Origin of the sequence: Synechococcus sp. CBW1006, from assembly GCF_015840525.1 — a bacterium.
Lineage (GTDB): Bacteria > Cyanobacteriota > Cyanobacteriia > PCC-6307 > Cyanobiaceae > CBW1002.
Genome location: NZ_CP060396.1, coordinates 576,720 through 597,002 on the forward strand (window position 1 = coordinate 576,720; position 20,283 = coordinate 597,002).

Annotated in this window: 23 protein-coding genes; 11 read left to right on the forward strand and 12 right to left on the reverse strand. The window is 69.3% G+C overall.

The window, feature by feature from the left end:
- Positions 1-8 precede the first annotated feature (8 nt).
- Genes trmB through H8F26_RS02750 form a run of 3 tightly spaced genes read left to right on the forward strand, consistent with a single transcriptional unit; the run spans position 9 to position 3,066 of the window.
- Positions 9-743, forward strand: a complete 735-nt coding sequence (gene trmB, locus H8F26_RS02740; protein ID WP_197158930.1) for a tRNA (guanosine(46)-N7)-methyltransferase TrmB — start codon at positions 9-11, stop codon at positions 741-743.
- On the forward strand, positions 740-2,059 hold the full coding sequence (locus H8F26_RS02745; RefSeq protein WP_197157292.1) for an IctB family putative bicarbonate transporter: 1,320 nt from the start codon (positions 740-742) through the stop codon (positions 2,057-2,059). Before trmB ends, H8F26_RS02745 begins: the two co-directional genes overlap by 4 nt.
- Positions 2,059-3,066, forward strand: coding sequence for an N-acetylglucosamine kinase (locus tag H8F26_RS02750; RefSeq protein WP_197157294.1), 1,008 nt, complete (start codon positions 2,059-2,061; stop codon positions 3,064-3,066). Before H8F26_RS02745 ends, H8F26_RS02750 begins: the two co-directional genes overlap by 1 nt.
- A 4-nt stretch (positions 3,067-3,070) precedes the next feature.
- On the opposite strand, the gene glmM is transcribed toward H8F26_RS02750, so the two are convergent.
- Together glmM and H8F26_RS02760 are read right to left on the reverse strand one after the other, a co-directional pair.
- The gene (glmM, locus tag H8F26_RS02755; protein ID WP_197157296.1) at positions 3,071-4,507 is read right to left on the reverse strand and encodes a phosphoglucosamine mutase; all 1,437 of its coding nucleotides are present in this window, start codon (positions 4,505-4,507) and stop codon (positions 3,071-3,073) included.
- Between the two features lie 84 nt (positions 4,508-4,591).
- Positions 4,592-4,819: a hypothetical protein gene (locus H8F26_RS02760; RefSeq protein WP_197157298.1), complete on the reverse strand. Its 228-nt coding sequence runs from the start codon at positions 4,817-4,819 to the stop codon at positions 4,592-4,594.
- Positions 4,820-4,883: 64 nt separating this feature from the next.
- Between H8F26_RS02760 and H8F26_RS02765 the strand changes: the two genes are divergently transcribed.
- On the forward strand, positions 4,884-6,959 hold the full coding sequence (locus H8F26_RS02765; RefSeq protein WP_231605427.1) for a lytic transglycosylase domain-containing protein: 2,076 nt from the start codon (positions 4,884-4,886) through the stop codon (positions 6,957-6,959).
- Here H8F26_RS02765 and H8F26_RS02770 read toward each other — a convergent pair.
- Together H8F26_RS02770 and H8F26_RS02775 are read right to left on the reverse strand one after the other, a co-directional pair.
- Positions 6,904-7,398, reverse strand: coding sequence for a hypothetical protein (locus tag H8F26_RS02770; RefSeq protein WP_197157302.1), 495 nt, complete (start codon positions 7,396-7,398; stop codon positions 6,904-6,906). The two genes, H8F26_RS02765 and H8F26_RS02770, sit on opposite strands and share 56 nt — an antisense overlap.
- Before the next feature lie 13 nt (positions 7,399-7,411).
- Positions 7,412-7,825 (reverse strand): NIL domain-containing protein, encoded by a 414-nt coding sequence (locus tag H8F26_RS02775; RefSeq protein WP_197157304.1) that lies wholly within the window; start codon positions 7,823-7,825, stop codon positions 7,412-7,414.
- 91 nt (positions 7,826-7,916) lie between these two features.
- On the opposite strand from H8F26_RS02775, the gene H8F26_RS02780 reads away from it, so the two are divergent.
- Both H8F26_RS02780 and thyX read left to right on the forward strand, forming a co-directional pair.
- Positions 7,917-8,480: a thioredoxin domain-containing protein gene (locus H8F26_RS02780; protein ID WP_197157306.1), complete on the forward strand. Its 564-nt coding sequence runs from the start codon at positions 7,917-7,919 to the stop codon at positions 8,478-8,480.
- Positions 8,481-8,514: 34 nt separating this feature from the next.
- Complete coding sequence (gene thyX, locus H8F26_RS02785; protein WP_197157308.1) at positions 8,515-9,240, forward strand: FAD-dependent thymidylate synthase; 726 nt, start codon at positions 8,515-8,517, stop codon at positions 9,238-9,240.
- A gap of 574 nt (positions 9,241-9,814) precedes the next feature.
- On the opposite strand, the gene dcd is transcribed toward thyX, so the two are convergent.
- Positions 9,815-10,408, reverse strand: a complete 594-nt coding sequence (gene dcd / locus H8F26_RS02790; RefSeq protein WP_197157310.1) for a dCTP deaminase — start codon at positions 10,406-10,408, stop codon at positions 9,815-9,817.
- Positions 10,408-11,049 carry a cob(I)yrinic acid a,c-diamide adenosyltransferase gene (locus H8F26_RS02795; protein ID WP_197157312.1) on the reverse strand — a complete coding sequence of 214 codons (642 nt, stop codon included), beginning with the start codon at positions 11,047-11,049 and terminating at the stop codon, positions 10,408-10,410. The genes dcd and H8F26_RS02795 overlap by 1 nt, the downstream gene beginning before the upstream one ends.
- 328 nt (positions 11,050-11,377) lie before the next feature.
- Here H8F26_RS02795 and ntcA point away from each other — a divergent pair, with 328 nt between their 5' ends.
- Positions 11,378-12,112, forward strand: a complete 735-nt coding sequence (gene ntcA / locus H8F26_RS02800) for a global nitrogen regulator NtcA (protein WP_197157314.1) — start codon at positions 11,378-11,380, stop codon at positions 12,110-12,112.
- 20 nt (positions 12,113-12,132) lie between these two features.
- Here the strand turns inward: ntcA and H8F26_RS02805 are convergent, their stop codons facing one another.
- Complete coding sequence (locus tag H8F26_RS02805; protein ID WP_197157316.1) at positions 12,133-12,963, reverse strand: sulfotransferase; 831 nt, start codon at positions 12,961-12,963, stop codon at positions 12,133-12,135.
- A 211-nt stretch (positions 12,964-13,174) separates the two neighbouring features.
- Here H8F26_RS02805 and H8F26_RS02810 point away from each other — a divergent pair, with 211 nt between their 5' ends.
- Together H8F26_RS02810 and H8F26_RS02815 are read left to right on the forward strand one after the other, a co-directional pair.
- Positions 13,175-14,410 carry a DUF3084 domain-containing protein gene (locus H8F26_RS02810; RefSeq protein ID WP_197157318.1) on the forward strand — a complete coding sequence of 412 codons (1,236 nt, stop codon included), beginning with the start codon at positions 13,175-13,177 and terminating at the stop codon, positions 14,408-14,410.
- A gap of 10 nt (positions 14,411-14,420) precedes the next feature.
- The gene (locus tag H8F26_RS02815) at positions 14,421-14,888 is read left to right on the forward strand and encodes a resolvase (protein WP_231598177.1); all 468 of its coding nucleotides are present in this window, start codon (positions 14,421-14,423) and stop codon (positions 14,886-14,888) included.
- A 52-nt stretch (positions 14,889-14,940) separates the two neighbouring features.
- On the opposite strand, the gene H8F26_RS02820 is transcribed toward H8F26_RS02815, so the two are convergent.
- From H8F26_RS02820 to psbH, 4 genes are all read right to left on the reverse strand, one after another.
- The gene (locus H8F26_RS02820; protein WP_197157320.1) at positions 14,941-15,198 is read right to left on the reverse strand and encodes a DUF3146 family protein; all 258 of its coding nucleotides are present in this window, start codon (positions 15,196-15,198) and stop codon (positions 14,941-14,943) included.
- A 67-nt stretch (positions 15,199-15,265) separates the two neighbouring features.
- Entirely contained in the window at positions 15,266-15,928 is a 663-nt protein-coding gene (gene pth, locus H8F26_RS02825; protein WP_370594728.1) for an aminoacyl-tRNA hydrolase, read from the reverse strand.
- A 120-nt stretch (positions 15,929-16,048) separates the two neighbouring features.
- Entirely contained in the window at positions 16,049-16,345 is a 297-nt protein-coding gene (locus tag H8F26_RS02830; RefSeq protein WP_197157322.1) for a TatA/E family twin arginine-targeting protein translocase, read from the reverse strand.
- A gap of 25 nt (positions 16,346-16,370) precedes the next feature.
- Complete coding sequence (gene psbH, locus H8F26_RS02835) at positions 16,371-16,571, reverse strand: photosystem II reaction center phosphoprotein PsbH (protein ID WP_197157324.1); 201 nt, start codon at positions 16,569-16,571, stop codon at positions 16,371-16,373.
- Positions 16,572-16,656: 85 nt separating this feature from the next.
- Here psbH and psbN point away from each other — a divergent pair, with 85 nt between their 5' ends.
- The gene (psbN, locus tag H8F26_RS02840) at positions 16,657-16,800 is read left to right on the forward strand and encodes a photosystem II reaction center protein PsbN (protein ID WP_197157326.1); all 144 of its coding nucleotides are present in this window, start codon (positions 16,657-16,659) and stop codon (positions 16,798-16,800) included.
- Between the two features lie 67 nt (positions 16,801-16,867).
- On the opposite strand, the gene H8F26_RS02845 is transcribed toward psbN, so the two are convergent.
- Positions 16,868-20,038: an alpha-mannosidase gene (locus tag H8F26_RS02845; RefSeq protein ID WP_197157328.1), complete on the reverse strand. Its 3,171-nt coding sequence runs from the start codon at positions 20,036-20,038 to the stop codon at positions 16,868-16,870.
- A gap of 124 nt (positions 20,039-20,162) precedes the next feature.
- Between H8F26_RS02845 and H8F26_RS02850 the strand changes: the two genes are divergently transcribed.
- Positions 20,163-20,282, forward strand: coding sequence for a photosystem II reaction center protein I (locus tag H8F26_RS02850; RefSeq protein ID WP_006172424.1), 120 nt, complete (start codon positions 20,163-20,165; stop codon positions 20,280-20,282).
- The last annotated feature ends 1 nt before the right edge of the window (position 20,283 follow it).

Here is a 20,283-nt window from a genome sequence, read left to right on the forward strand (position 1 = left end):
CCGCCATGGTGCGTCAACACGTCAATCCCCTCAGCCGCCGCCACCAGCTGCCGCGGACCCTGCCACCGCTGAACGACCTGTTCGCCGATCCGTCCCTGCCGCTTCGGCTCGACATCGGCTCGGCCCGCGGCCGCTTCCTGCTGGCCCTGGCCCAGGTGGATCCGGGCTGGAACCATCTCGGCGTCGAGATCCGCAGGCCCCTGGTGGAGGCCGCCGAGGCCGACCGCCAGGTCCTGGGCCTCAGCAACCTCCACTTCCTGCTCTGCAACGCCAATGTGAGCCTGCAGGACTGGCTCAGGGCCCTGCCGGAGGGCAGGCTGGAGCGGGTCACGATCCAGTTCCCCGACCCCTGGTTCAAGACGAAGCATCACAAGCGGCGGGTGCTGCAGCCCGCCCTGCTGCACGCGATCGCAGCCGCCCTGGCGCCGGGCCGGGAGCTGTTCATCCAGAGCGACGTGCTGGCCGTGATCGAGCCGATGGTGGACCTGATCGAGGCCAGCGCCTGCTTCACCCGTCCGCCGCAGGACCGGCGCCCCTGGCGCGACCACAACCCCCTGCCGGTGCCGACCGAACGGGAGCGACTGGTGCTGGAGCAGGGGCTTCCGGTGTACCGCGTGCTCTATCAACGCGCCCTGACGCCCGCCCCCGGATTGGAGGAGAGGGTGGCGCTGGCCGCCGATAATCCCGCCACTGAGCCGGTGCACACCACCGACTCCTGCGCCGCGGAGCCACCAGCCCCTTGACCTCCCCTGCCCCCACCCCCTGGCTGCTGCGCTGGCAGGGGGTTCTGGCCAACACCCCCGCCGGCCCCCTCAGCAGCCGGATGCCCCTGGTGGCGGGGGTGGTGCTCTGCGCCCTGATGGCCGGCCTGCCGCTGGTGACCCGCGCAGGGCTGAGCCTGCTGATCCTGGCCAGCGGCCTGCTCTGGCTGGTGTGGGCCCTGCGGACGCCGGCGCGGGGCCTGAGCCCGATCAATGGCTGGCTGCTGGTGGTGCTGGCCCTGGCGGTGCTGGCCACGGGCTTCTCGCCGGTCCCGGCTGCCGCAGCCAAGGGGTTGCTGAAACTGCTCAGCTACATGGCCGTCTATGCCCTGATGCGCCAGCTGCTGGCCGCCGCTCCGGTGTGGTGGGACCGGATCGTGGTAGCGCTGCTGGCCGGCGAGCTGGTGACCAGCGTGATCGGCCTGCGGCAGCTCTACGCCAACACCAGCGAACTGGCCCGCTGGGCCGATCCGAACTCAGTGGCCAGCGGAACGGTGCGGATCTACAGCACCCTGGAGAACCCCAACCTGCTGGGGGGCTATCTCCTGCCGATCCTGCCCCTGGCGATCGTGGCCCTGCTGCGCTGGCCCGGCCTGGCCCGCAAGCTCTATGCTCTCGCCTCCCTGGTGCTGGGTGCTTCAGCTCTGGTCCTCACCTACAGCCGCGGCGCCTGGATGGGGATGGTGGCCTCCCTTGCCGTGATCGGCCTGCTGCTGGCGATCCGCCAGACCCAGACCTGGCCCCTGCTGTGGCGGCGCCTGTTTCCGCTGTTGCTGCTGGGAGGCGGGGCCCTGATTCTGGTGCTGCTCGTCACCCAGGTGGAGCCCCTGCGGGTGCGGGCGATGAGCCTGCTGGTGGGCCGCGAGGACAGCTCCAACAACTTCCGCATCAACGTCTGGCTGGCGGCCCTGGACATGATCCGCGACAGGCCATGGCTGGGGATCGGGCCGGGCAACACGGCCTTCAACCTGATCTACCCGCTCTATCAGCAACCCAAGTTCAACGCCCTCAGCACCTACTCGATCCCCCTGGAGCTGGCCGTGGAAGCGGGGATTCCCGGTCTGCTGGCCGGCATCGGCCTCGCTCTGGCAAGCATCAGGGCAGGGCTGGCCCAGTGGCGTCAGTCCGGCGTGCTGGCCCTGCCCTGCCTGGCCTCGGTGGCGGTGATCGCCGGGCTGATGGTGCAGGGCCTCACCGACACGATCTTCTTCCGGCCGGAGGTGCAGCTGATCGCCTGGTTCTGCCTGGCCACCCTCGCGGCCGCTCCAGCATCGGGCCGGGGCACGGATCGCCCCTGATGACCGGCTCGCCAGCACCAGAGCCATCGCCAGGGCTGATCGCCGGCTTCGACGCGGGCCAGAGCCACACCCGCTGCCGCCTGGCCCTGCCCCATCCGGCGGCCCTGCTCCTGGCGGAAGGCGAGGGGCCGGGCGTCTGCCACCTGGCGGCACCGGACGGTCCGGAGCGCTTCCGTGCGGCCTTGCAGCTCAGCCTTCAGAGCGCTCTGGAACGGCTGCCGGCCGAGGCGCAGGCCCAGGCAGGTCGGCAGCCCCTGTTGGCGGCGGCGATCGGCGCCAGCGGGATCGAGCAGGGAACCGCCGTGCAGGAGGAGGGCCGACGCCTCGCCGCCCAGGCCCTGCAGCTGCCCCTGGAACGGCTGGAGGTGACCGGCGATGAGCGCACCGCCCTGCATGGCGCCTTCGCGGGTGGGGCCGGCATCCTGGTGATCAGCGGCACCGGCACGATCGCCGTGGGCCAGGACGGCCAGGGCCGCAGCCACCGCTGCGGCGGCTGGGGCTGGCTGCTCGATGGTGCCGGCTCCGCGATGGACATCGGCCGCGATGGCCTGGCCCTGAGCCTGCGCATGGCCGATGGCCGCGCCCCGGAGTCCGAGCTACGGCGGGCCCTGTGGCAGGCCCTGGACCTGGGTGTGGAGGATCCCCAGGCGCCTCAGCGGATCAAGACCCTGGTGGTGCAGCCGCAGTTCGGCGCCGCTGGCTTCGCCGCCCTGGCGCCTGTGGTGCACGACCTGGCCAGGCACGGCGATGCCGGGGCGGCGGCGATCCTTGAGGCCAACGCCACCGCCCTGGCGGCAATGGTCACGGCGGTGGCCGTGGCCCTTGCGCTGCAGAACCCGGCCGTGGTGACCAGCGGCGGGGCCCTGCGCCACCTGGAGGGCCTGCACCAGCGTTTCGCCCAGCGGCTGCAGGAGCGTCTGGGCGGCGCCCATCTGGTGGGCCCGCGGGGCGATGCCTGCGCCGGTGCCCTCCATCTCGCCCAGCAGCTGGCGGACCAGGCAGCCTGAGCCCTCAGGCCGCACAGAGGTGCGCTTCGGCCTCGGCCGCCAGGTGGTGAGTCCAGTGATCCACCTGGACCTGTTCGGCCGCCTCCACCATCACCCGCAGCAGGGGCTCGGTGCCGCTGGCCCGCACCAGCACCCGTCCCTGACCCTCCATCGCCTGCTCGGCCGCCTCCACCGCACGACGCAGCGGCTCACACTGCTGCCACTGCTGCCGCCGCTGCCGATCGGGCACGGTCACGTTGACGAGCCGCTGGGGGTAGGGCCGGAAGCTGCTCTCAAGCCAATCGGCCAGGCTCAGGCCGGCCTGGTGCAGGCGGGTGGCCACCTGCAGGGCGGTGAGCAGGCCATCGCCGCTCATGCCATGGCGGGCCGAGAGGATGTGACCCGACTGCTCACCACCGAGACCCGCCCCCAGCTCCTCCATCGCCTGGTGGACGTACTGATCCCCCACGGCGGTGCGCTCCAGCACCCCGCCACGGGCCTGCCAGGCACGCTCGAAGCCCAGGTTGGACATCACCGTGGCCACAATGCGGTTCTGGGGCAGCTGATCGGCCTCCTGCAGGGCCGTGCCCCAGAGGTAGAGGATCTGATCGCCGTCCACCACCCGACCCTGGCCATCGACGGCCAGCATGCGGTCGGCATCGCCATCGAAGGCGAATCCCATGGCGGCACCGCTGGCGAGCACGGCCTGCCGCAGCGGCTCGAGATGGGTACTGCCACAGCCCATATTGATGCGGTGGCCATCCGGCTCGCCGTGCAGCACGGTCACCGCGGCACCGAGGTCACGGAAGACCGCCTCCCCACAGGCGGCGGCCGATCCCCAGCAGAGGTCGAGCACCACCGGGCACCCATCCAGTCGCCTCCCCTCGACGCTGGCCAGCAGACCCTGCCGATAGACCTCCAGCAGGTCGCCCCGCTCATAGGCAGAGCCGAACGTCTCGGAGCCGCTGGCAATGTTGCCGCTAGTGCTGGGGCCGCCGATCGGAGCTTCGGCCTCAGTCTCCGGCGTGCCCCGCAGACCGCGCTCGATCGCCTCCTGCTGGTCGCGGCTGAGCTTGGCGCCGGAAGCCCCGAACACCTTGATGCCGTTGTCGTGGGGAGGGTTGTGGCTGGCCGAGACCATCAGCCCACCAGCCAGCCCGAGGCGGCGGATCGTGCCGGGCACCGCCGGTGTGGGGCAGAGACCCAGGTTCCAGACCTCCCGACCCGCGGCGGTCAGACCGGCGGTGAGGGCTGCCACCAGCATCGGTCCGCTGGTGCGCGAATCACTGCCGATCACCACCGGGCCGTCGGTGCGCAGCACCCGCCCGCACCAGTAGCCCACCTGCAGCGCCAGGGCCGGGGTCACGCAGGTGCCGACGCGGCCGCGGATTCCGTCTGTGCCGAAGCCGGTGACGGCGTCACCCAGGGGTGCACCGATCGGAGGGGGCAGCGGCCCGGGCATGGCAACGCGATCGATGGCGGGCAGCAGGTTAAGCGCCGTGTCCCGCCCCGCCCTCGCCATCACCGCCAGCGGCACGACTCCGGGTCAGCGCCAGCGACGCGGCCAGCAGGCCCAGCGCAGCAGCTCCGCCACCGCCCAGAGCAGCAGCAGGCCCACACTCCAGCCCGGCAACCAGCGGAAAGGCGGATAGGGCCGCAGCAGCACTACCACCCCTGCCACCGCCCAGAGCTGCAGGGTGCGCCGCCGCTGGGCCGCTCCCGGCAGGGTGGTGAGCAACGGCGGCAAGGGCGGCAGGGACGGCAACCGCGGCATCGACCGAGCCGGCGGCACCGGCGGCGGAGGGATCCCCAGAATGCCGGCAGCTGGCCCGCACGCCGTGCCCCGTTTCCCCCTGCTGATCGCGGCGACCACCCTGGGGACCGGCGCGGCGCTCCTCGGTGGCGGCGCCCTGCTGCAGTGGCTGCGCCCACCCCTGACTCCCGCCGTCTCCAGTGCTGCACTGACCAGGGCGGCGCGCTGGGACCCGGATCCCTGGCGGCGGCGGGAGGCGGCGCTCCTGCTGCACGCCCGCCTGGGCGAGGAGCCACGCCAACGGAGGCAGCTCCTGCGCCACCAGGGCTGGGGAGCCGATCCCCTCGCCGCCGTGGTGCTCAAACAGGACGCCCTGGCCGCGGAAGCCCTGGGCGACAGCAACGCCGCCACCCAGCTCTGGCAGCAACAACTGCGCCGCTTCCCCGGCGCCCCGAGCAGTGCCGATGCCCTCTACGCCCTCGGAAGGGAACAGCCGATCCAGCGTCAACGGCTGCGGCAGCGCTTCCCCGCCCATCCAGCGGCCCTGGCCGCCGCCCTTGAGGCCGGCGATCAGGGCCAGGCCCTGCTGGATGGCGCCAGCCATCTGGCCCGCTGGGGAGCCCGCTGGCCCGGCGCGATCGGGCCGATCCGCGCGGCCTGTGCCCTCAAGAATCCAGCACCCAACGCGGGTCAACGGGATCAGCTGGCCGGCGGCCTCGCCCAGTTGGGCGACGGCCAGGCCGCCCTGGCCTGCCTGAGGGGTGGCCGCGGCTCCAACGCCACCGAGCTGAGCCTGGCCCAGGCCCTGCTACGGGGCACTGCCACCGACAACGCCCTGGGCCAGGGGCGCCTGCTGGAGCTGGTCCGCCGCGCCCCGCAGGCCCCCGAGGCCGATGAAGCCGTGCGGCTGCTGGTCCTGCAGCCGCAGACCGACGCGTTGCTGGCGCAACTGCCACCCCGCTGGCGCTCCAGTGCGCCGGTGCAGGCTCACGCGGTCCTGGCAGGCGGAGGCCGTGGCGCCCAGGCGGTGCTGCGGCGCTGGCCCACGGATCGGGCCAGCTGGGATCTGCAGTGGGAGCTGGCCCGCGCCGCCCTGCTGGCGGGGCGATGGGCCGACGCCAGCCAGCTGCTGAGCACGATCACCCCGGAAACCCTGCCGGCACCGCTGGCGGCCCGGGCCAGCTTCTGGCTGGGCTACGCCCAGGTCCGCCAGGGGGACCGCCAGGCGGGGCTCATCCGCTGGCAGGAGCTGCGCCGGCAGTGGCCCGGGGGCTACTACGCCTGGCGGGCCGCCGCCCAGCTGGGAGATCCCGCTGCCGACACCCTGCTGGACACACAGGCCACCCCCCTGCCCAACCCCGGCGAACCTGCCGCCAGCGGCGAGCCCTGGTGGCCCCTGCGGAGCGGTGATCCCGGGCTCGATACCCTCTGGCGCCTCGATCAACGGCTCGAGGCCTGGGAGCAATGGCGCCAGCGCCGTGGCAACGTGCCGCCCGGCGACAGCGCCACCCTGCTGGTGGAGGGGCGGCTGCGCCAGGGTGTCGGCGACGACTGGACAGGCCTCGGGCAGCTGGAGCTGGCCTCCCTGCGGCTCGCCCCGGATCCCTGCGGGCTGCAGCCCCTGCTGGAGCGCAGCCTCCACCCCAAGCGCTTCCTGCCGGAATTTCAGATGGCGGCAGCCCCCGTAGGGCTGCCCGTGAGCCTGCTGCTGGCGGTGGCCAAGCAGGAATCACGTTTCACCCCATCCGTGCACTCTCCCGCTGACGCCGTGGGGCTGCTGCAACTGCTGCCCAGTACCGCTTCAGAGCTGGCGGGCCGGCCGATGAGCAGCCGGGAGCTGGAGGATCCCGGCCTCAACACCCGCCTCGGCGCCCTCTATCTGCACCAACTGGCTCGCCAGTGGGATCAGCAGCTCCTGCCGATGATCGCCAGCTACAACGCCGGCCCGGGGGCCGTGACCGGCTGGCTGGCCGACCCGGCTGAACGGCGCCGCCTGCGGGACGAACCGGAACTCTGGGTGGAGGCGATCCCCTATCCGGAAACGCGGCTCTACGTGAAGAAGGTGCTGGGCAACCTCTGGAGTTACAGCCAGGGGACTGCCACGATCAGGCCGAAGCCCCCAACGCCTGGCCGTGGGTGCTCAGCCAGCGTCCTGCCATGAGCCCTCCCAGCACCAGGATGTTGAGCACAAGAACCATGGTGGTGGAGGAGGGCACCACCCGGATCCGCACCAGATCCAGACGGGCCAGCAGCACGGCCGGCGCCAGGATCAGCACGTTGGCCAGGATGTTGAGGTGCAGGAGATAAAGACCGGCCAGGGTGACCAGCAGCAGGCTCACCACCAGGCTCACCACCCGGCTGGCGGCCATGAGCTGCGACAGACGGAACAGGAGCAGATCCGGCATCGTGCAGATCACCACCACCACAACGGCGTGCAGGTACTCCACCAGCAGGATGAAATGGCCGGGGCTTGAAAAGCGCTGGCTCAATTCCGGCAGGGTAAGGGTCCAGTGCATTCCGAGATAGACACTCACCCCGATCAGCAGGAGCACGAGGGGAGCCCGGAACGGCAGGGCGATCAGGCGCAGCACTGAATTCATGGCCGATCCAGGGTCATGGCTGATCCAGCACCAGGGCGATGGCCTCGAGCGGGCAGCTGGGGATGCACTGCTCGCAGACGAGGCAGCGGTCCGCCTCGAAGTTCAGCCTCCAGGCCGGTGCTTCGCAGCGCAGGGCACCACTGGGACAGATGGCGGTGCAGATGCCGCAATCGACGCAACGATCCGCGTCGATCCGAATCTCCCCAGGGGCACGGTTGAGCGCCAGCCCCTGGCTCTCCAGCCAGACCTCAGCAGCCTCCAGTTCGTCGATGTCGCCGGAGAGCTCCACCACCATGGTGCCGCTCTGGTTGGGCGCGATCTGGGCCCGCAGAATCTTGGCGGCGATGTCGAAATCCACAGCGAGCCGGTAGGTGATCGGCTGGTGCACCGCTTCCCGCGGGAAATGCAGCGTGAGACGTCGTTTCACGGGGCCGCATCCTTCGAGTCGGACGCTAGCAAGGTCTTCAGGTCAGGGCTGACGCTGAACTGCCAGAGTGCCGGTCGGCTCCCTGCGGCAGATGGCGAACCCAAGCGATCCTTCCCCGCCCTCGATCCCCCTGGGCCGACGCGAGCGTGTGCTGCTGGCGATGATCGCCGCGGCACTGGCGGTGGCGTTAGTGTGGTTAAGGGGAGGTCTCCATCCGGAAGCCCCGCTGGAGCAGCTGGCCCGCCGGTCGCTGGATCTGCCGGTGGCCCTGAGCAATGGCCGGCCCAGCCTGGTGGAGTTCTACGCCGACTGGTGCGAGGCCTGCCGATCGATGGCGCCGGCCATGGAGGCGGTGGAGCGGCAGCATCGTGATCGCCTCAACGTGGTGCTGCTCAATGTCGATAATCCGCGCTGGCTGCCGGAGATCGAGCGCTACGAGGTGAATGGCATTCCCCAGCTGGAACTGTTCGACAACAACGGGCAATCCGTGGGCCGCTCCCTCGGAGCCCGCAGCGCCCCTGAGCTCAACGCCCTGGTCGAGGCGTTGATCGATGGCACGCCGCTGCCGCGCCTGGCCGGCGTCGGCGCCGTGAGCACTCTGGCCGACACGGCCCAGGCACCGGCCGTGATGGCGGATCCCCGCAGCCACGGCTGACGCCCTGCCCACCCAAGCACCCACGCCCCTCCCCATGGATCCCCGCTTCCGGGTCGCCCTGATCGCCGCCACTCCCGAGCCGCAGCGGTGCGTCTATGCGGCCATGCATCAGGACTACAGCGAGGGCTTCGTCGCCGCCGACCCCGGCAGCTGGCCCGAGGAGGCCAAGGCCGGGGAGATCTGCATCAAGCGTCTGCTGGCAGGTGAGCGCGGCCACTTCGGACCACTGGAGCATGCGCAGATTGTTCTCAATGTGGGCTGGTTCCCCCACTCGGTGATGCAGCAGGCCCGCACCCATCGGGTGGGTGTGAGCTTCGATGTGCAATCGATGCGTTACACGGGCGAACGCATCTGCCGCGCCGCCGATGGGGCGATGGAGCTGGAGGAGGTGTTCTACCTGCGGCCGGTGGGCTCTTACAGCGACCGTCAGGGCAAGCGCTACCTCTACAGCGAGGAGCAGCGGGCGATCGATCTGCACCTCTGCCAGCAGGCCGCTGAGCGCTACCGCGACCTGCTGGCGTCTGGCTTTGCCGAAGAGCATGCCCGCGGCATCCTGCCGTTCGATTACCGCCAGCACTTTGTGGTGAGCTTTTCGCTGCGGGCCTTCCTCCACTTTCTCGATCTGCGGGCCAAGCTCGATGCCCAACAGGAAATCCGCGCCCTCTGCGATCTGATGTGGCCCCACCTGGAGCGATGGGCACCTGAATTTGCTGACTGGTACGCGAAAAGCCGGCTGCACAAGGCCCGTCTTGCCCCCTGAGCAGCGATCCTTCGCCAAACTTGAAGTTGCCTGATCGCCTCTCTACCTGGCAGCTCCCGTGTTCCCTCCCGTCCGCGACTCACTGCTCCTGACCCTGCTCGGGATGGCTGTGGCCACAGGCGGGCTGGCCGGATCGGCAGGCCATGCCCAGATGCTTCTGGATGCGGCAGGAGCCGGATCGGTCCAAGGCATTCTGCAGCAGCAGGGTGGGGCAGTCTATGGCCAAGTCCTGGACAAGATTCGCCAGCGCCTCTCCAACGAGTCCGGGGCAACACTCAGAAATTCACAGAGTGCCGCGAGCTCAGGGAGCAGCAGCACCCCCCCGGTCGAGACCTCCGGGGCGGCAGTGGCAGCACCCACCACAGGCTCAGATCCAGTGTTCTGGATCAACGACCAGCCCGTCCTCCTGTGCAGCAGCGGTTTTCCCTGCCTGGGCGCTATTCAGCGAGCCATGGGGTTGAACGGACGCTCACGGAACAGAGAATGGCGCCATTGATCCTCATGGACTGCCAGGCCATGAGGACCGCAGAGCAGCAGGATGACGGGCTCTTCATTGCCCGGGCTACCAGTCGGTTCAGACCCTGGCCAGGGTGACCCGCTCGGGCTGATCCTGATACTTTCCGGCACGATCCTGGTAGGTGGTGTCGCAGGGATCGCCTTCGAAAAACAGCAGTTGACAGATACCTTCGTTGGCATAGATGCGGCAATCTGCGCCGGAAGAATTGCTGAATTCAAGCGTGAGATGGCCCTCCCACCCCGCTTCAGCGGGTGTGGTGTTGACGATGATGCCAAGCCGGGCGTAAGTGCTCTTTCCCAGGCAAATTACCGTGATGTTGGGCGGCACCCTCAGCTTCTCCATCGCAACGCCAAGGCCATAGGAATGGGCCGGCAGAATGAAAAAGGCGCCATCGATGTCCTCATGCAGGGGGGCCGGCTCCAGATTGGCTGGATTGAACCGCTTCGGGTTCATTACCGTGCCGGGGACATGGCGAAAGATCAGAAACTCCTGCGACGACAGACGCAGGTCGTAGCCATAGGAGGAACAACCAAAGCTGAGCACCGGCGCGCTGGAGGTCTCGGGTTCGAGATGCCTCACCAGATGGCCCTCAAAGGGCTGGATCATGCCGGCATCGGCCCGCTCCTTGATCCAGCGGTCGTTCTTGAGCATCAGCCGCGGCGCAGTTGGGTGACCTGATCGGCCATGGCCATCAGAGCGGCGGGCATCGCCGGGCCCGTCAGGATGACATCCAGCTGAGCCGGCCGCTGTTCCAGCACCTCGGTGACATCCAGAAGAGACAGATAACCCAGCTCGATCGCCAGCCCCAGTTCATCAAGCACCATCAGATCCACGGCGCCCGCCAGCAGCTGCTGGCGGCTGAAATCCCACACCTCCCGGACAGCCGCCAGGGCAGGGTCCTGCTCGGCTTCAGCCTGCAGGGGAGCCGCAAGGCAGGCGGGCACCGCCGGCCGCAGCCACTGCAGGCGGCCGCAAAGCCAGAGACTGCGGCCCAGCCCCTGATCCACGCCACCTTTGAGAAACTGACTCACCAGGACGCGACTGCCCAGACCCGCCGTGCGCAGGGCCTGGCTGAACACGGCGCCGAAGCTGCCGCGGAAAGGGGCTGTGTGCACCTGAAGCAGCCCTTCGGCCTGAGGCACGGGCCGAAGGGGCACTACAGCGCGAGTCGCTGGGCGGACAGGGTCAGTTCGCTGCTCAGGCCGGGCCTCCAGCCGCTGACCCCGAACAGAGATGTCACCCCGCTGGGAGGGGCGATGGCTGCCCTGGGGGCTGGCAAGACTGGCGGTCATGGACATCCCGGAGGGCGATGGGGCCGGGCGAGCGGATCATTCCGGCCGACCTGGACAGGGACCGAAGCGATGGGATCGGACGCTGCGCTGAAACCTGAATGTAGCGGCATCTGCGCCCTGGACAAGCCACACACACCATCCCTGGTGGGAACAGACGGTTTCGCAGAAACGGCGGCACAGGCTGCGACAGGCGTCAACAGCCGCACAGGCCCAGAGCGCCAGGGGCTGGCGAGCGGGAGCGGAAGCGGAGGCCCTGACAGCAACCGTGTTGGTTGCTACAAGAAAGAGCAGGGTCGCTCCGTAGCTTCCCAGTTCCTGCCCCGCCGTCATGGTCGGCGCTACTCGCGGCTTCAGCCGTTACGCCCCCCCTCCCCCCAGCGGCTCCGCTGGCACCGGGTCGGGTGTGTCCGGCGGAGCCGGAGCCACCCTTCTCGAAGTGATGCGCGGTCTCGGCGGCAGCAGCGTCGAGACCGTGGAGCGTGGCAAAACCATTTTCTTTCCCGGAGATCCGGCCGAACGGGTCTATCTGCTGCGTCGCGGCGCCGTGCGGTTATCGCGGGTCTACGAATCCGGTGAAGAAATCACCGTGGCACTGCTGCGGGAAAACAGTCTGTTCGGTGTGCTGTCGCTGCTCACCGGGCAGCGATCCGATCGCTTTTATCACGCCATCGCCTTCACCCGCGTGGAGATGGTGACCGCTCCCGCCACCTCGGTCCGCCAGGCCATTGAGCGCGATGCCAGCGTCGGGCTATTGCTGCTGCAGGGCTTGTCCTCCCGCATCCTGCAGACCGAAACCATGATCGAAACCCTCACCCACCGGGACATGTCCTCCCGGCTGGTGAGCTTTCTGCTTGTGCTCTGCCGCGATTTCGGTGTGCCCAGTCAGGAGGGGATCACGATCGACCTGCGCCTCTCCCACCAGGCGATCGCCGAGGCGATCGGCTCCACCCGGGTGACGATCACGAGGCTGCTGGGCGACCTGCGCAACGACGGGCTGGTGCAGGTGGATCGCAAGAAGATCACGGTCTTCGACCCGATCGCCCTGGCCAAACGCTTCAGCTGACCGCCTCCACTCCAACCAGGTCAGCTGAGCAGATTGCGGTAGCGATCCAGCCAGCCCCGCGGCACCGCACCGAAACGCTCTGCCAGACGCTCCACCATCGGTAGATAGTCGCGCGCCATCTCCCGCTGAAAGCCCAAGGGGGGTTCCCGGCCGCCGGCGGCCACGTTGACGGCCGGCGGCAGACGCAGTCGCTCGTTCAAAGGGGGCGCGGCCAGAAAGTCGAACAGGTCGTCGGCGAAGGCTGCAGGATCACTGATGAGCTGTTCGAAAAAGCAGCAGTGCAACTGAGCGGGCTGGAACACCGCCTCGACGGTCTCGATGGTGCGGAGGTAGTTGGAACGGCTCACGGCGCCGGGCATGCGGGCCTGCTCCAGCAGAGCGGCAATGTCGGCCTCACCGTCGAACTGGCCCTTGCGGACCCGGTTGCGGATCGCCGACCAGACCCTCAGCACGGGATCGCGCATCACGAACACCAGCCTCAGCTCCGGTGCCAGACGCTGCATCCGCTCCCACACCGGCCGCTCCAGGGTGGCGTAGGCGGGGGTGATCTCGCCGACCCGCTTGCCCTGGCGACGTCCCTGACCAAACAGGCGGCAATACCAGGCATCACTGCGCGGCAGGAACCAGTAGCGGCCGAACCAGCGGGGATCGCGGGCGAAACGCTTCAGGTCCCAGAACCTGGCGCGTCGCCGCTCATCGGCGTCGAACACGCCGAAGCGGATCTGGGGCTTGTCAAAGTAGTGGAGCTCCTTGACCGGCGTGAGCCACAGATCCGGATGCTGGCTGAGAACCCTGTGCAGCCAGGTGGTGCCGGAACGCTGGGCCCCGATCACCATGAAGTCCGGAACCATCGCGGTGCAAGCCGGGCGGGCCAGACATTAAACGACCCAGAAGCACCGACCGGACCACAGACACCGGAACAGGCCAAGGATCAGACCCGGCGGGACGCCTCCCCAGACTGTCCGCACCGTGTCGGACGACGGGGTCTGTGCTGCAGGATGCAGCCTTCGGATCCCCCGGATCCGAAGGCTGACAGCGGAACGACGGCGTGGTGAGGCAGCGATGACGGGTTGGTTGTTGATCCTGGTCCTGCTGGTGCTGGGCGGCGTGCTCTCCACCCTCGGTGATCGGCTCGGCAGCCGCGTGGGCAAGGCGCGCCTCAGCCTGTTCAACCTGCGACCGCGCCGCACCGCCGTGCTGATCACGGTGCTCACCGGATCGCTGATCAGTGCCATGTCCCTGGGCCTGATGCTTCTGGTGAGCCAAAGGTTGCGGGTGGGCCTGTTCGAACTGGACCAGCTGGAGCAGAGGCTGCAGCAGAGCCGCGACGATCTGGCACGCAGCCGCCGCGACCTGGTCGGTGCCCAGGCCGCCAGCGCCACCGCCCAGCAGGCCAGCCGCCGAGCCCAGGCGGCCACCAAGCGGGTGGAAGGGGAGCGAAAACGGGCCCAGGCCCAGCGGGATGAAGCGGAGAAGCGGCTGCAACAACTGCGGCGCGAACTGCTGCCCCTGCAGCAGCAGCGTGCCCGGCTGGAGGCCGAGCGCGATCGCCTCAGCCGCGATGTGGCTAACCGGGACCAGGAGATCCGCCGCACCGAAACCGAGTTGGCGGCGGTGCAGGAGCAGATCAAGGAAGGGGAGAAGGAACTCCAGGGCCTTGAAACCAAGATCATCGCCCTGCGCCGCGGCGATGTGGTGATCAGCAGCGGCCAGCCCCTGGCCACCGCCAAGGTGACTCTGGAGCGACCGGAACAGGCCCGGGACGTGATCAACACCTTGCTGCAGCAGGCCAACCGGCTCGCGTTCCAGCGGGTGCTGCCGGGGGAGCCGCCGGACCGCCAGATCCTTCTGGTGCCAAGGAACGACATCGCCAAACTGGAGACTCTGCTGGCCCGCCCCGGCTCCTGGGTGGTGAGCCTGCTCTCGGCCGCCAACGTGCTGCGCGGTGAGCAGCAGGTGCTGGCCTTTCCAGACCTGCGGCCGAACCGCCCCGTGGCGCGGGCGGGCGACGTGCTGGCCACCACCAGCCTCGAACCGGAGGTGCACAGCCCCCAGCAGGTCAACAGCCGGCTGAACCTGCTGCTCGCTGCCGCCTACGCCAAGGTGCAGCGCCAGGGTTCGATCACCGATGGCCTGCAGTTCGACGCGGCCCTGCTCAACCAGCTGGCCCGCTCCCTGAGCGAGCGACCGGAAGATCAGGCGGCCCAGCTGGAAGCCGTGGCCGTGCAGGATGCCGACACTCCCGATCCGATCGTGGTGGAGCTCCGCTGGATCCGGCCACGCAACGGACGCCCCTGAACGCCGTGCCATGGCCACCCACGCCTCACCCGAGCCGAGTGATCGAATCCCTCACGGCGATGCACCGCAGCAGCGAGCCGGACTGGCGGGGTTGGATCCGGGCCGCAGCAAGTGCGGCCTGGTGTGCACCGATGCCACGGGGCAGCGGATTGTGGCGGCGGCGGTGCTGACCCCGGAAGCGACCTGGCACCAACTGAACAGCTGGTGCGCCGAGGGGCTGGTGGCTGAGATCGTGCTGGGCAACGGCACCGGCTGCCGGCACTGGCAGACAAGACTCGCGACGATCGCTGCTGTGCATGTGGTGGAGGAGCATGGCAGCACCCTGGCGGCGCGGCAGCGTTTCTGGGAGCTGTTCCCGCCTCGGGGCTGGCGGCGCTGCCTGCCCCGAGGGCTGCGGCAGCCGCCCCGCGACTGGGATGATGTGGTGGCACAGTTGCTGCTCGAACGGTTCCTGGGTCGAACCCTGCCGCGCTCCTGATCCAGAAGGGGAGGTCCGGCTCCGCGCTGAGCCCGGGATGCCCAGCCCGATTTCAGAGACTGGCGCGCACGGTGAAGGCGTAGTCGCCGCCGGCCTCGAGCTGGTAATCGGCCTGGAGCAGAAAGCGCAGCAGAGCGTCCTGGATCAGGGCGCGGCCCAGGGAGGGCTCCACGTTGAGTTCACCACGATCGAAGGCCCAGCAGAAGGTCCACTGGAACCCGCCGGCGGACACCTCACCCTCCAGCACCCGCTGGCTGAAACTCTGGCGCAGGACCCGCAGCTGGGCGGTGGTGGCGGGCAGGCGGCTCACGAGGGATACATCACGGCGAAGGGCTCACGACAGGCAGATCAAGGCTGACAAAAGCCCATGGCAGACATCAGGCTGCCGCAGCCTGAAGCGAAAAACTGTTCAGGCGGTTGCCGGCCCGCTCGATCCCGAGCCGGCGGATCAGGTCGATGCCGGCCACCACCTCATCGAGCACTGCGGCCAGGCCAGGCTGCTCGTCCGCCGAGAAGCGCCCCAGCACGTGGGACACCGTGCGGGCCCGGCGCTCGACGGGATGCTCCGCTGGAGCGCCGATGCCGATGCGCAGCCGCGGAAACTCCTGAGCGCCGAGGTGCTGGATCGTGCTGCGCAGGCCGTTGTGTCCACCGGCGCTTCCGCTGGCACGCAGGCGCAGACGACCGAAGGGCAGATCCATGTCGTCCACCACCACCAGCATCTGGGAGGGTTTCAGGTCGAACCAGTCGAGGGCTGCACGAATCGAGCGTCCACTGTCGTTCATGAAGGTCTGCGGCATGAGCAGCCGCAGGCGCCGATCGCCATGGCCCACCTCCGCCAGCAAGCCGTGAAGCTTGGCCTGCTGGCGAAACCCGACGCCCTCCTGGCGTGCCAGGTGTTCGAGGGCCATAAAGCCCACGTTGTGACGCGTGTCGACGTATTTGGAACCCGGATTTCCCAAGCCGACCAGCAGCCGCAGGTCCACTCCGGGCAGCGTGGTCTCGGTGGTCACCGGAGGCGTTGGACTCACGGATTGCAGGGAAACATCCCCCGAAAAAGTCTGCCCGAGGCTACGGCGCGGGGGATGGGCAACACCGCTCAGCCCCTCGAGAAGACAGCACAACCTTTCGAAAGGCTTGTGACAAGGAGTGGCAAGGCTTCAGGCCATTGGCGTGGCTGACTCCCCACTGGCCATGGCAGACCCAACCTCTCCACTGGCCGTTGCAGGCGCAGACCCCTCAGGAAGCGCCGGTGACGCCGGGGTCGCAGACGGCTCCGGCTCGGTGGTGATCGCGGAGCGGAACTCCTTCTCAAACTCCTGGGAGGCCGACTGAAAACCCTTGAGCGTCCGACCCAGGGTTTTGCCCAGTTCAGGCAGCCGCTTGGGCCCGAACACCAGCAGGCCAATAGCGGCGATCACCGCAAGTTCGGGCAAGCCGATACCGAAGAAATTCATGCAGGAAAAGCGGCTGGGTCAGGAATCAGCCGACGCCGTTCCAGTTGACGGTGATGCCCTCGAGCAGGAGCGACTTGTTGTAGAGCTGCAGGATCACGAGGAGGAAGACCAGGAAGAGGAGCATGAACACCCCCATCACCGGGGTGGTGCCCCAGCCGGGAACGACCTTGCCGTATTCGGAATTCAGGGGTCGCAGCAGATTTCCGAGGGGGGTGCGTTGGGCCATGGAGCTCAGTCCTCTCGATCAAGGAATCGTGACGGGTACTCTAAAGGTCACACCAGGGCCGCCTGCGACAGCTTTCGAGACTCGTATGGAATCCACAGGTTCGCCCGCCCTCTCCATTGCCCTCACCGTGCTGGCAGTGTTACTGGCCCTCACAGGCTTCGGCGTCTACCAGGCCTTCGGGCCGCCCTCGAAGCAACTCACCGATCCCTTCGACGATCACGAGGACTGAACACCGGTTCCCGGAATCGTCACCGGTGTCGCCAGTGCAGTTCTCAGCTCAGCGCCAACCCTGACCTTCAGGCCCGCCGGCGGATTCGCCAGAAGCCGAACTCCCAGGGCCCCAGCACCGCTGCCTGCACCCAATCTCCCGTTTCCTGCGGCAGCGGCTGAAACAGACCGTCGCCCCGCTCCAGCAGCTGCCAGTCGGGCCCGACATCGAGCCAGCGCCGGCAAGGGCCCAGGTTCTGCACTGTGAGGCGCACCACGCCGAGCTCCGGATCGGGCGCCAAGGCAATCATCTGCAGATCTTCGGCCAGGGCGGGAAAACCGGGTGGCGGATTGGGGGCTCCGGCCGTAGCCGTGGGGCGCCCCCAGAGGGGCTCGCGCAGCCGCAGGGCCTCCGCCGGCACTCCTCCGCGGCGCCAGCCTCCGGCGCAGGGCATCAGCGCCAGCTGCTGGCGTTGCCAGCCGTTGTCGGCGGATGGATCGGGCCAGGTGGGGCCCCGCAGCAACGACACCCCCAGCGCCTGCTGGCTGGCCGATACCCCCTGAGGTCCATCGAGGAGCACCGCCATCCCAGGCTCGCCCCCCCCAGCAGCCGAGGCACCGATCGCCGCCAGCCAGCCGATCGCCGCCACTTCCCAGCGGCTGCGCTCGCGGTTGGTCTGGGGCTCGGCTGGACGCTCGATCACGCCGCCGCTGGTGTCGGTGGCCCAGCGAACGGCAGGCCAGGCCAGCGGCACCTCGAGTCGCAGCAGTTCATGGCGCTGGCGCCAGTTCACCGCGAGGCTGAGCTCCAGCCAGGGGCTGCCAGCGCGCAGGCGCCCATCGAGCCGCAGTGGGCTGGTACCGCAGCGGCCCCGCCAGCGGAACGCCGCGCAGAGGGGCCCCCGCTCCAGCCACTGCGGCGGCCCGTCCCAGATCCAGGGCAGGGGATGGTCGCGGTAGTCGGCCGCCAGATCCCAGGCATCCCAGAACTCACCGCGATCGCCATAGCGCCGCCAGGCCAGCGGCGCAGCGAGCTGGGCCGCGCCGCTGGCATCCCAGAGCTGCTCCACACCCGCGGGCCCTACCGCCACACTCAGGAGTCCATTGGAAAGCCGCCAGCGGTCGCTCCCCCGTTCCGGATCGGGCTCCAGCCGTACAGGATCCCGCAGGGCTAGCGCCTCGACACCGGAGGCGACAGGGCGCGGGGCGGGGTCCGGTCCGACCGTGCTTCGCCCCGGTGGCCTTCGCCACAGGGGCAGGGCCGTCACACCTGCCGGAACGGGCAGCTGCACCCACACCCCACCGGACGCGGCCGGCTGGCTGGTGATGGGCTGATCGCCTGCGGGCCCCGGCAGGCTCCACTGGCCCGCAGGCAACCGCACGGTGCAAGAGGCCGCAGCCAGGGGCTGGAGCTGGGCGATCCACCACCTCTGGTCATTCTTCTGTTCGGCCGTGTGGTCGGACGCCTGGTCGTCCCTCTGGCCGGCCGCCGCCGAATCTTGACTCGTTGCTCCAGTGGCCGAGCCAACCGACCCAGCCTCCCCCGCCACTGCAGCCCCCAGCCAGCGCCCCAGGGCCTGATCCCGCTGCCGGCGCGCCCTGCGGCGGGCGCGGCGCCACTGGGGCTCCGCCTGCTCGAACACCTCCGGGATCGAGCTGCCGGGAAGGATGTCGTGAAATTGCTGAAACAGCAGGTCGCGCCAGTCCGGCAGGTCCGTTTCGGCCCCCGCCAGCTGGCTTCGTTCGGTCTGAACTCCGTCTGCCTTGCCACCCTGCAGCAGCGCCTGGGCCAGCTCCGCCTCCCGCAGCAGGCGCTCCAGACTGCGGTTGTGGCGCTTCTGGTCTGGCCGGCTGGTGGGGCAGCCACGGTGCAGCTCCAGGTAGAGCTCGTCGCGCCACACCGGCAGCGTCGGCGCCAACGGCGCCAGATCCGCCAGGTACTGGCGCAGGCTGCCGTGGCGCTGGGGCGCCGCCTCGGGCTGGGCTTGCCAGAGGGCCAGCTGCTCGAGCATCTCGGCGGTGGGGCCGCCGCCGTGGTCACCCACCCCCGGCAGCCACAGGGCGGTCGCGTGGCCAGTGGCCTGCTGCCACTCCAGCCGGTAGCGCTCCATCGCCTCCGGATCGCCATCGGTGCCGATCGGCGCCGTCATCAGCGCCAGGACCTCACCACTGCCGCGGCTGCGCCAGCGGAACAGTCGGTGGGGGAAGGGAGTGGAGGCATTCCAGGCGAGCTTGTGGGTGCAGAACCAGCGCACTCCGGTGGCGGCCGCCACCGCCGGCAGACCGGCCCCGAAGCCGAAGCTGTCCGGCAACCAGGCGAGGCTGTGCTCCCACTCGGGGAACGCGGCCTGGCTGTAGTGCTGCCCCTCCTGGAACTGGCGCAGCAGGGAGGCCGTGCTCACCAGCACGCAATCGGTCTCGACCCAGGGACCGTTGAGCGGCTCCCAGCGACCGGCCCGCATGGCGGCGCGGATGCGCTCGAACAGGGCCGGGCGGTGCCGCTCCAACCAGGCGTAGAGCGCCGGGGTGGAATGGCCGAAATGCAGCTGCGGGAAGCGCTGCATCAGATCCAGGGCCGAGGCGAAGGTGCGCTCGGCCGCCTGCCAGGTGTCCGCCACGGGCCACAGCCAGGCCAGGTCGAGGTGGGCATGGCCGAGCACATGAAACCCCGGCTGGCCTGGCTCCAGGGAGACTGGGGCGGCAAGCGGCAGCGTCCGCCCCTGGCGCAGCTTCACCAGAGCGGCGGCCGTCTCGGCAAGCAGCCCCTGGGGATCGGCCGGGTCGGTCGGTTCGAGTTCAAGGCGGCTGTGCATCAGGGCGCCGTCGTCGTGGAGGGGGCTGCGCAGCCGCAACTCCAGCTCCAGCGGCTCGCCCTGCCACCAGGAGCGCGGCAGAAGCCAGCGACAGGCGGTGTCGAACAGATCACCGCGGTGCCGGCATGTGCCGTTCACCCACAGCTCGGCGCGATCGGCCCACCAGCGCAGGACCAGACGGGCCTCCGCCGCCCCAGCCAGGTCAACCCAGGCGGAAGGACAGCTCAGGCGCAGCCGCAGCCGCCACCACTGCTGGCCCCGCGGCCAGACGATCAGGCCGCGGGCTGTCCAGTCGGGCCGGGCCTGCGGCGCCCACGGGTGGGCCAGGGCCGGAGCTTCAGAGCCATCGGGCCAGGGGCAGAGCCAGAGGGGCTGAAGCTCCAGGCGCGAACATGACTGAAACGTTTCAATCCGGGGGGATTCCTGTTGCTCAGGGCCCTCGGGCATTTTGGATGGCCGGCCAGGACCCATAGGATGATGCGGCTGCCGCAGGGCCTGCGAGGCACCTCCCGGAGCCTGTCACTCCCTGTCACCCGTTGTCTCCCTCGCCCCTGCCCCAGCAGGTCAGACCATGCTCGCCCTCAAGATCTCGGTTTACTCCGTCGTTTTCTTCTTCATCGGGATCTTCGTGTTCGGTTTCCTGGCGAGCGATCCCAGCCGTACCCCCAGCCGCAAGGACCTCGAGGATTGAC

Coding starts and splice junctions, on each gene's coding strand:
- psbN (WP_197157326.1), top strand. CDS start 16,657: ATGGAATCCACAGGTTCGCCCGCCCTCTCCATTGCCCTCACCGTGCTG.
- H8F26_RS02805 (WP_197157316.1), bottom strand. CDS start 12,963: ATGGTTCCGGACTTCATGGTGATCGGGGCCCAGCGTTCCGGCACCACC.
- H8F26_RS02830 (WP_197157322.1), bottom strand. CDS start 16,345: ATGAATTTCTTCGGTATCGGCTTGCCCGAACTTGCGGTGATCGCCGCT.
- glmM (WP_197157296.1), bottom strand. CDS start 4,507: ATGCCCGGGCCGCTGCCCCCTCCGATCGGTGCACCCCTGGGTGACGCC.
- H8F26_RS02845 (WP_197157328.1), bottom strand. CDS start 20,038: ATGCCCGAGGGCCCTGAGCAACAGGAATCCCCCCGGATTGAAACGTTT.
- H8F26_RS02850 (WP_006172424.1), top strand. CDS start 20,163: ATGCTCGCCCTCAAGATCTCGGTTTACTCCGTCGTTTTCTTCTTCATC.
- dcd (WP_197157310.1), bottom strand. CDS start 10,408: ATGCTCAAGAACGACCGCTGGATCAAGGAGCGGGCCGATGCCGGCATG.
- thyX (WP_197157308.1), top strand. CDS start 8,515: ATGGATCCCCGCTTCCGGGTCGCCCTGATCGCCGCCACTCCCGAGCCG.
- H8F26_RS02760 (WP_197157298.1), bottom strand. CDS start 4,819: ATGCCGCGGTTGCCGTCCCTGCCGCCCTTGCCGCCGTTGCTCACCACC.
- H8F26_RS02750 (WP_197157294.1), top strand. CDS start 2,059: ATGACCGGCTCGCCAGCACCAGAGCCATCGCCAGGGCTGATCGCCGGC.
- ntcA (WP_197157314.1), top strand. CDS start 11,378: ATGGTCGGCGCTACTCGCGGCTTCAGCCGTTACGCCCCCCCTCCCCCC.
- H8F26_RS02795 (WP_197157312.1), bottom strand. CDS start 11,049: ATGACCGCCAGTCTTGCCAGCCCCCAGGGCAGCCATCGCCCCTCCCAG.
- H8F26_RS02810 (WP_197157318.1), top strand. CDS start 13,175: ATGACGGGTTGGTTGTTGATCCTGGTCCTGCTGGTGCTGGGCGGCGTG.
- H8F26_RS02815 (WP_231598177.1), top strand. CDS start 14,421: ATGGCCACCCACGCCTCACCCGAGCCGAGTGATCGAATCCCTCACGGC.
- psbH (WP_197157324.1), bottom strand. CDS start 16,571: ATGGCCCAACGCACCCCCCTCGGAAATCTGCTGCGACCCCTGAATTCC.
- H8F26_RS02770 (WP_197157302.1), bottom strand. CDS start 7,398: ATGAATTCAGTGCTGCGCCTGATCGCCCTGCCGTTCCGGGCTCCCCTC.
- H8F26_RS02780 (WP_197157306.1), top strand. CDS start 7,917: ATGGCGAACCCAAGCGATCCTTCCCCGCCCTCGATCCCCCTGGGCCGA.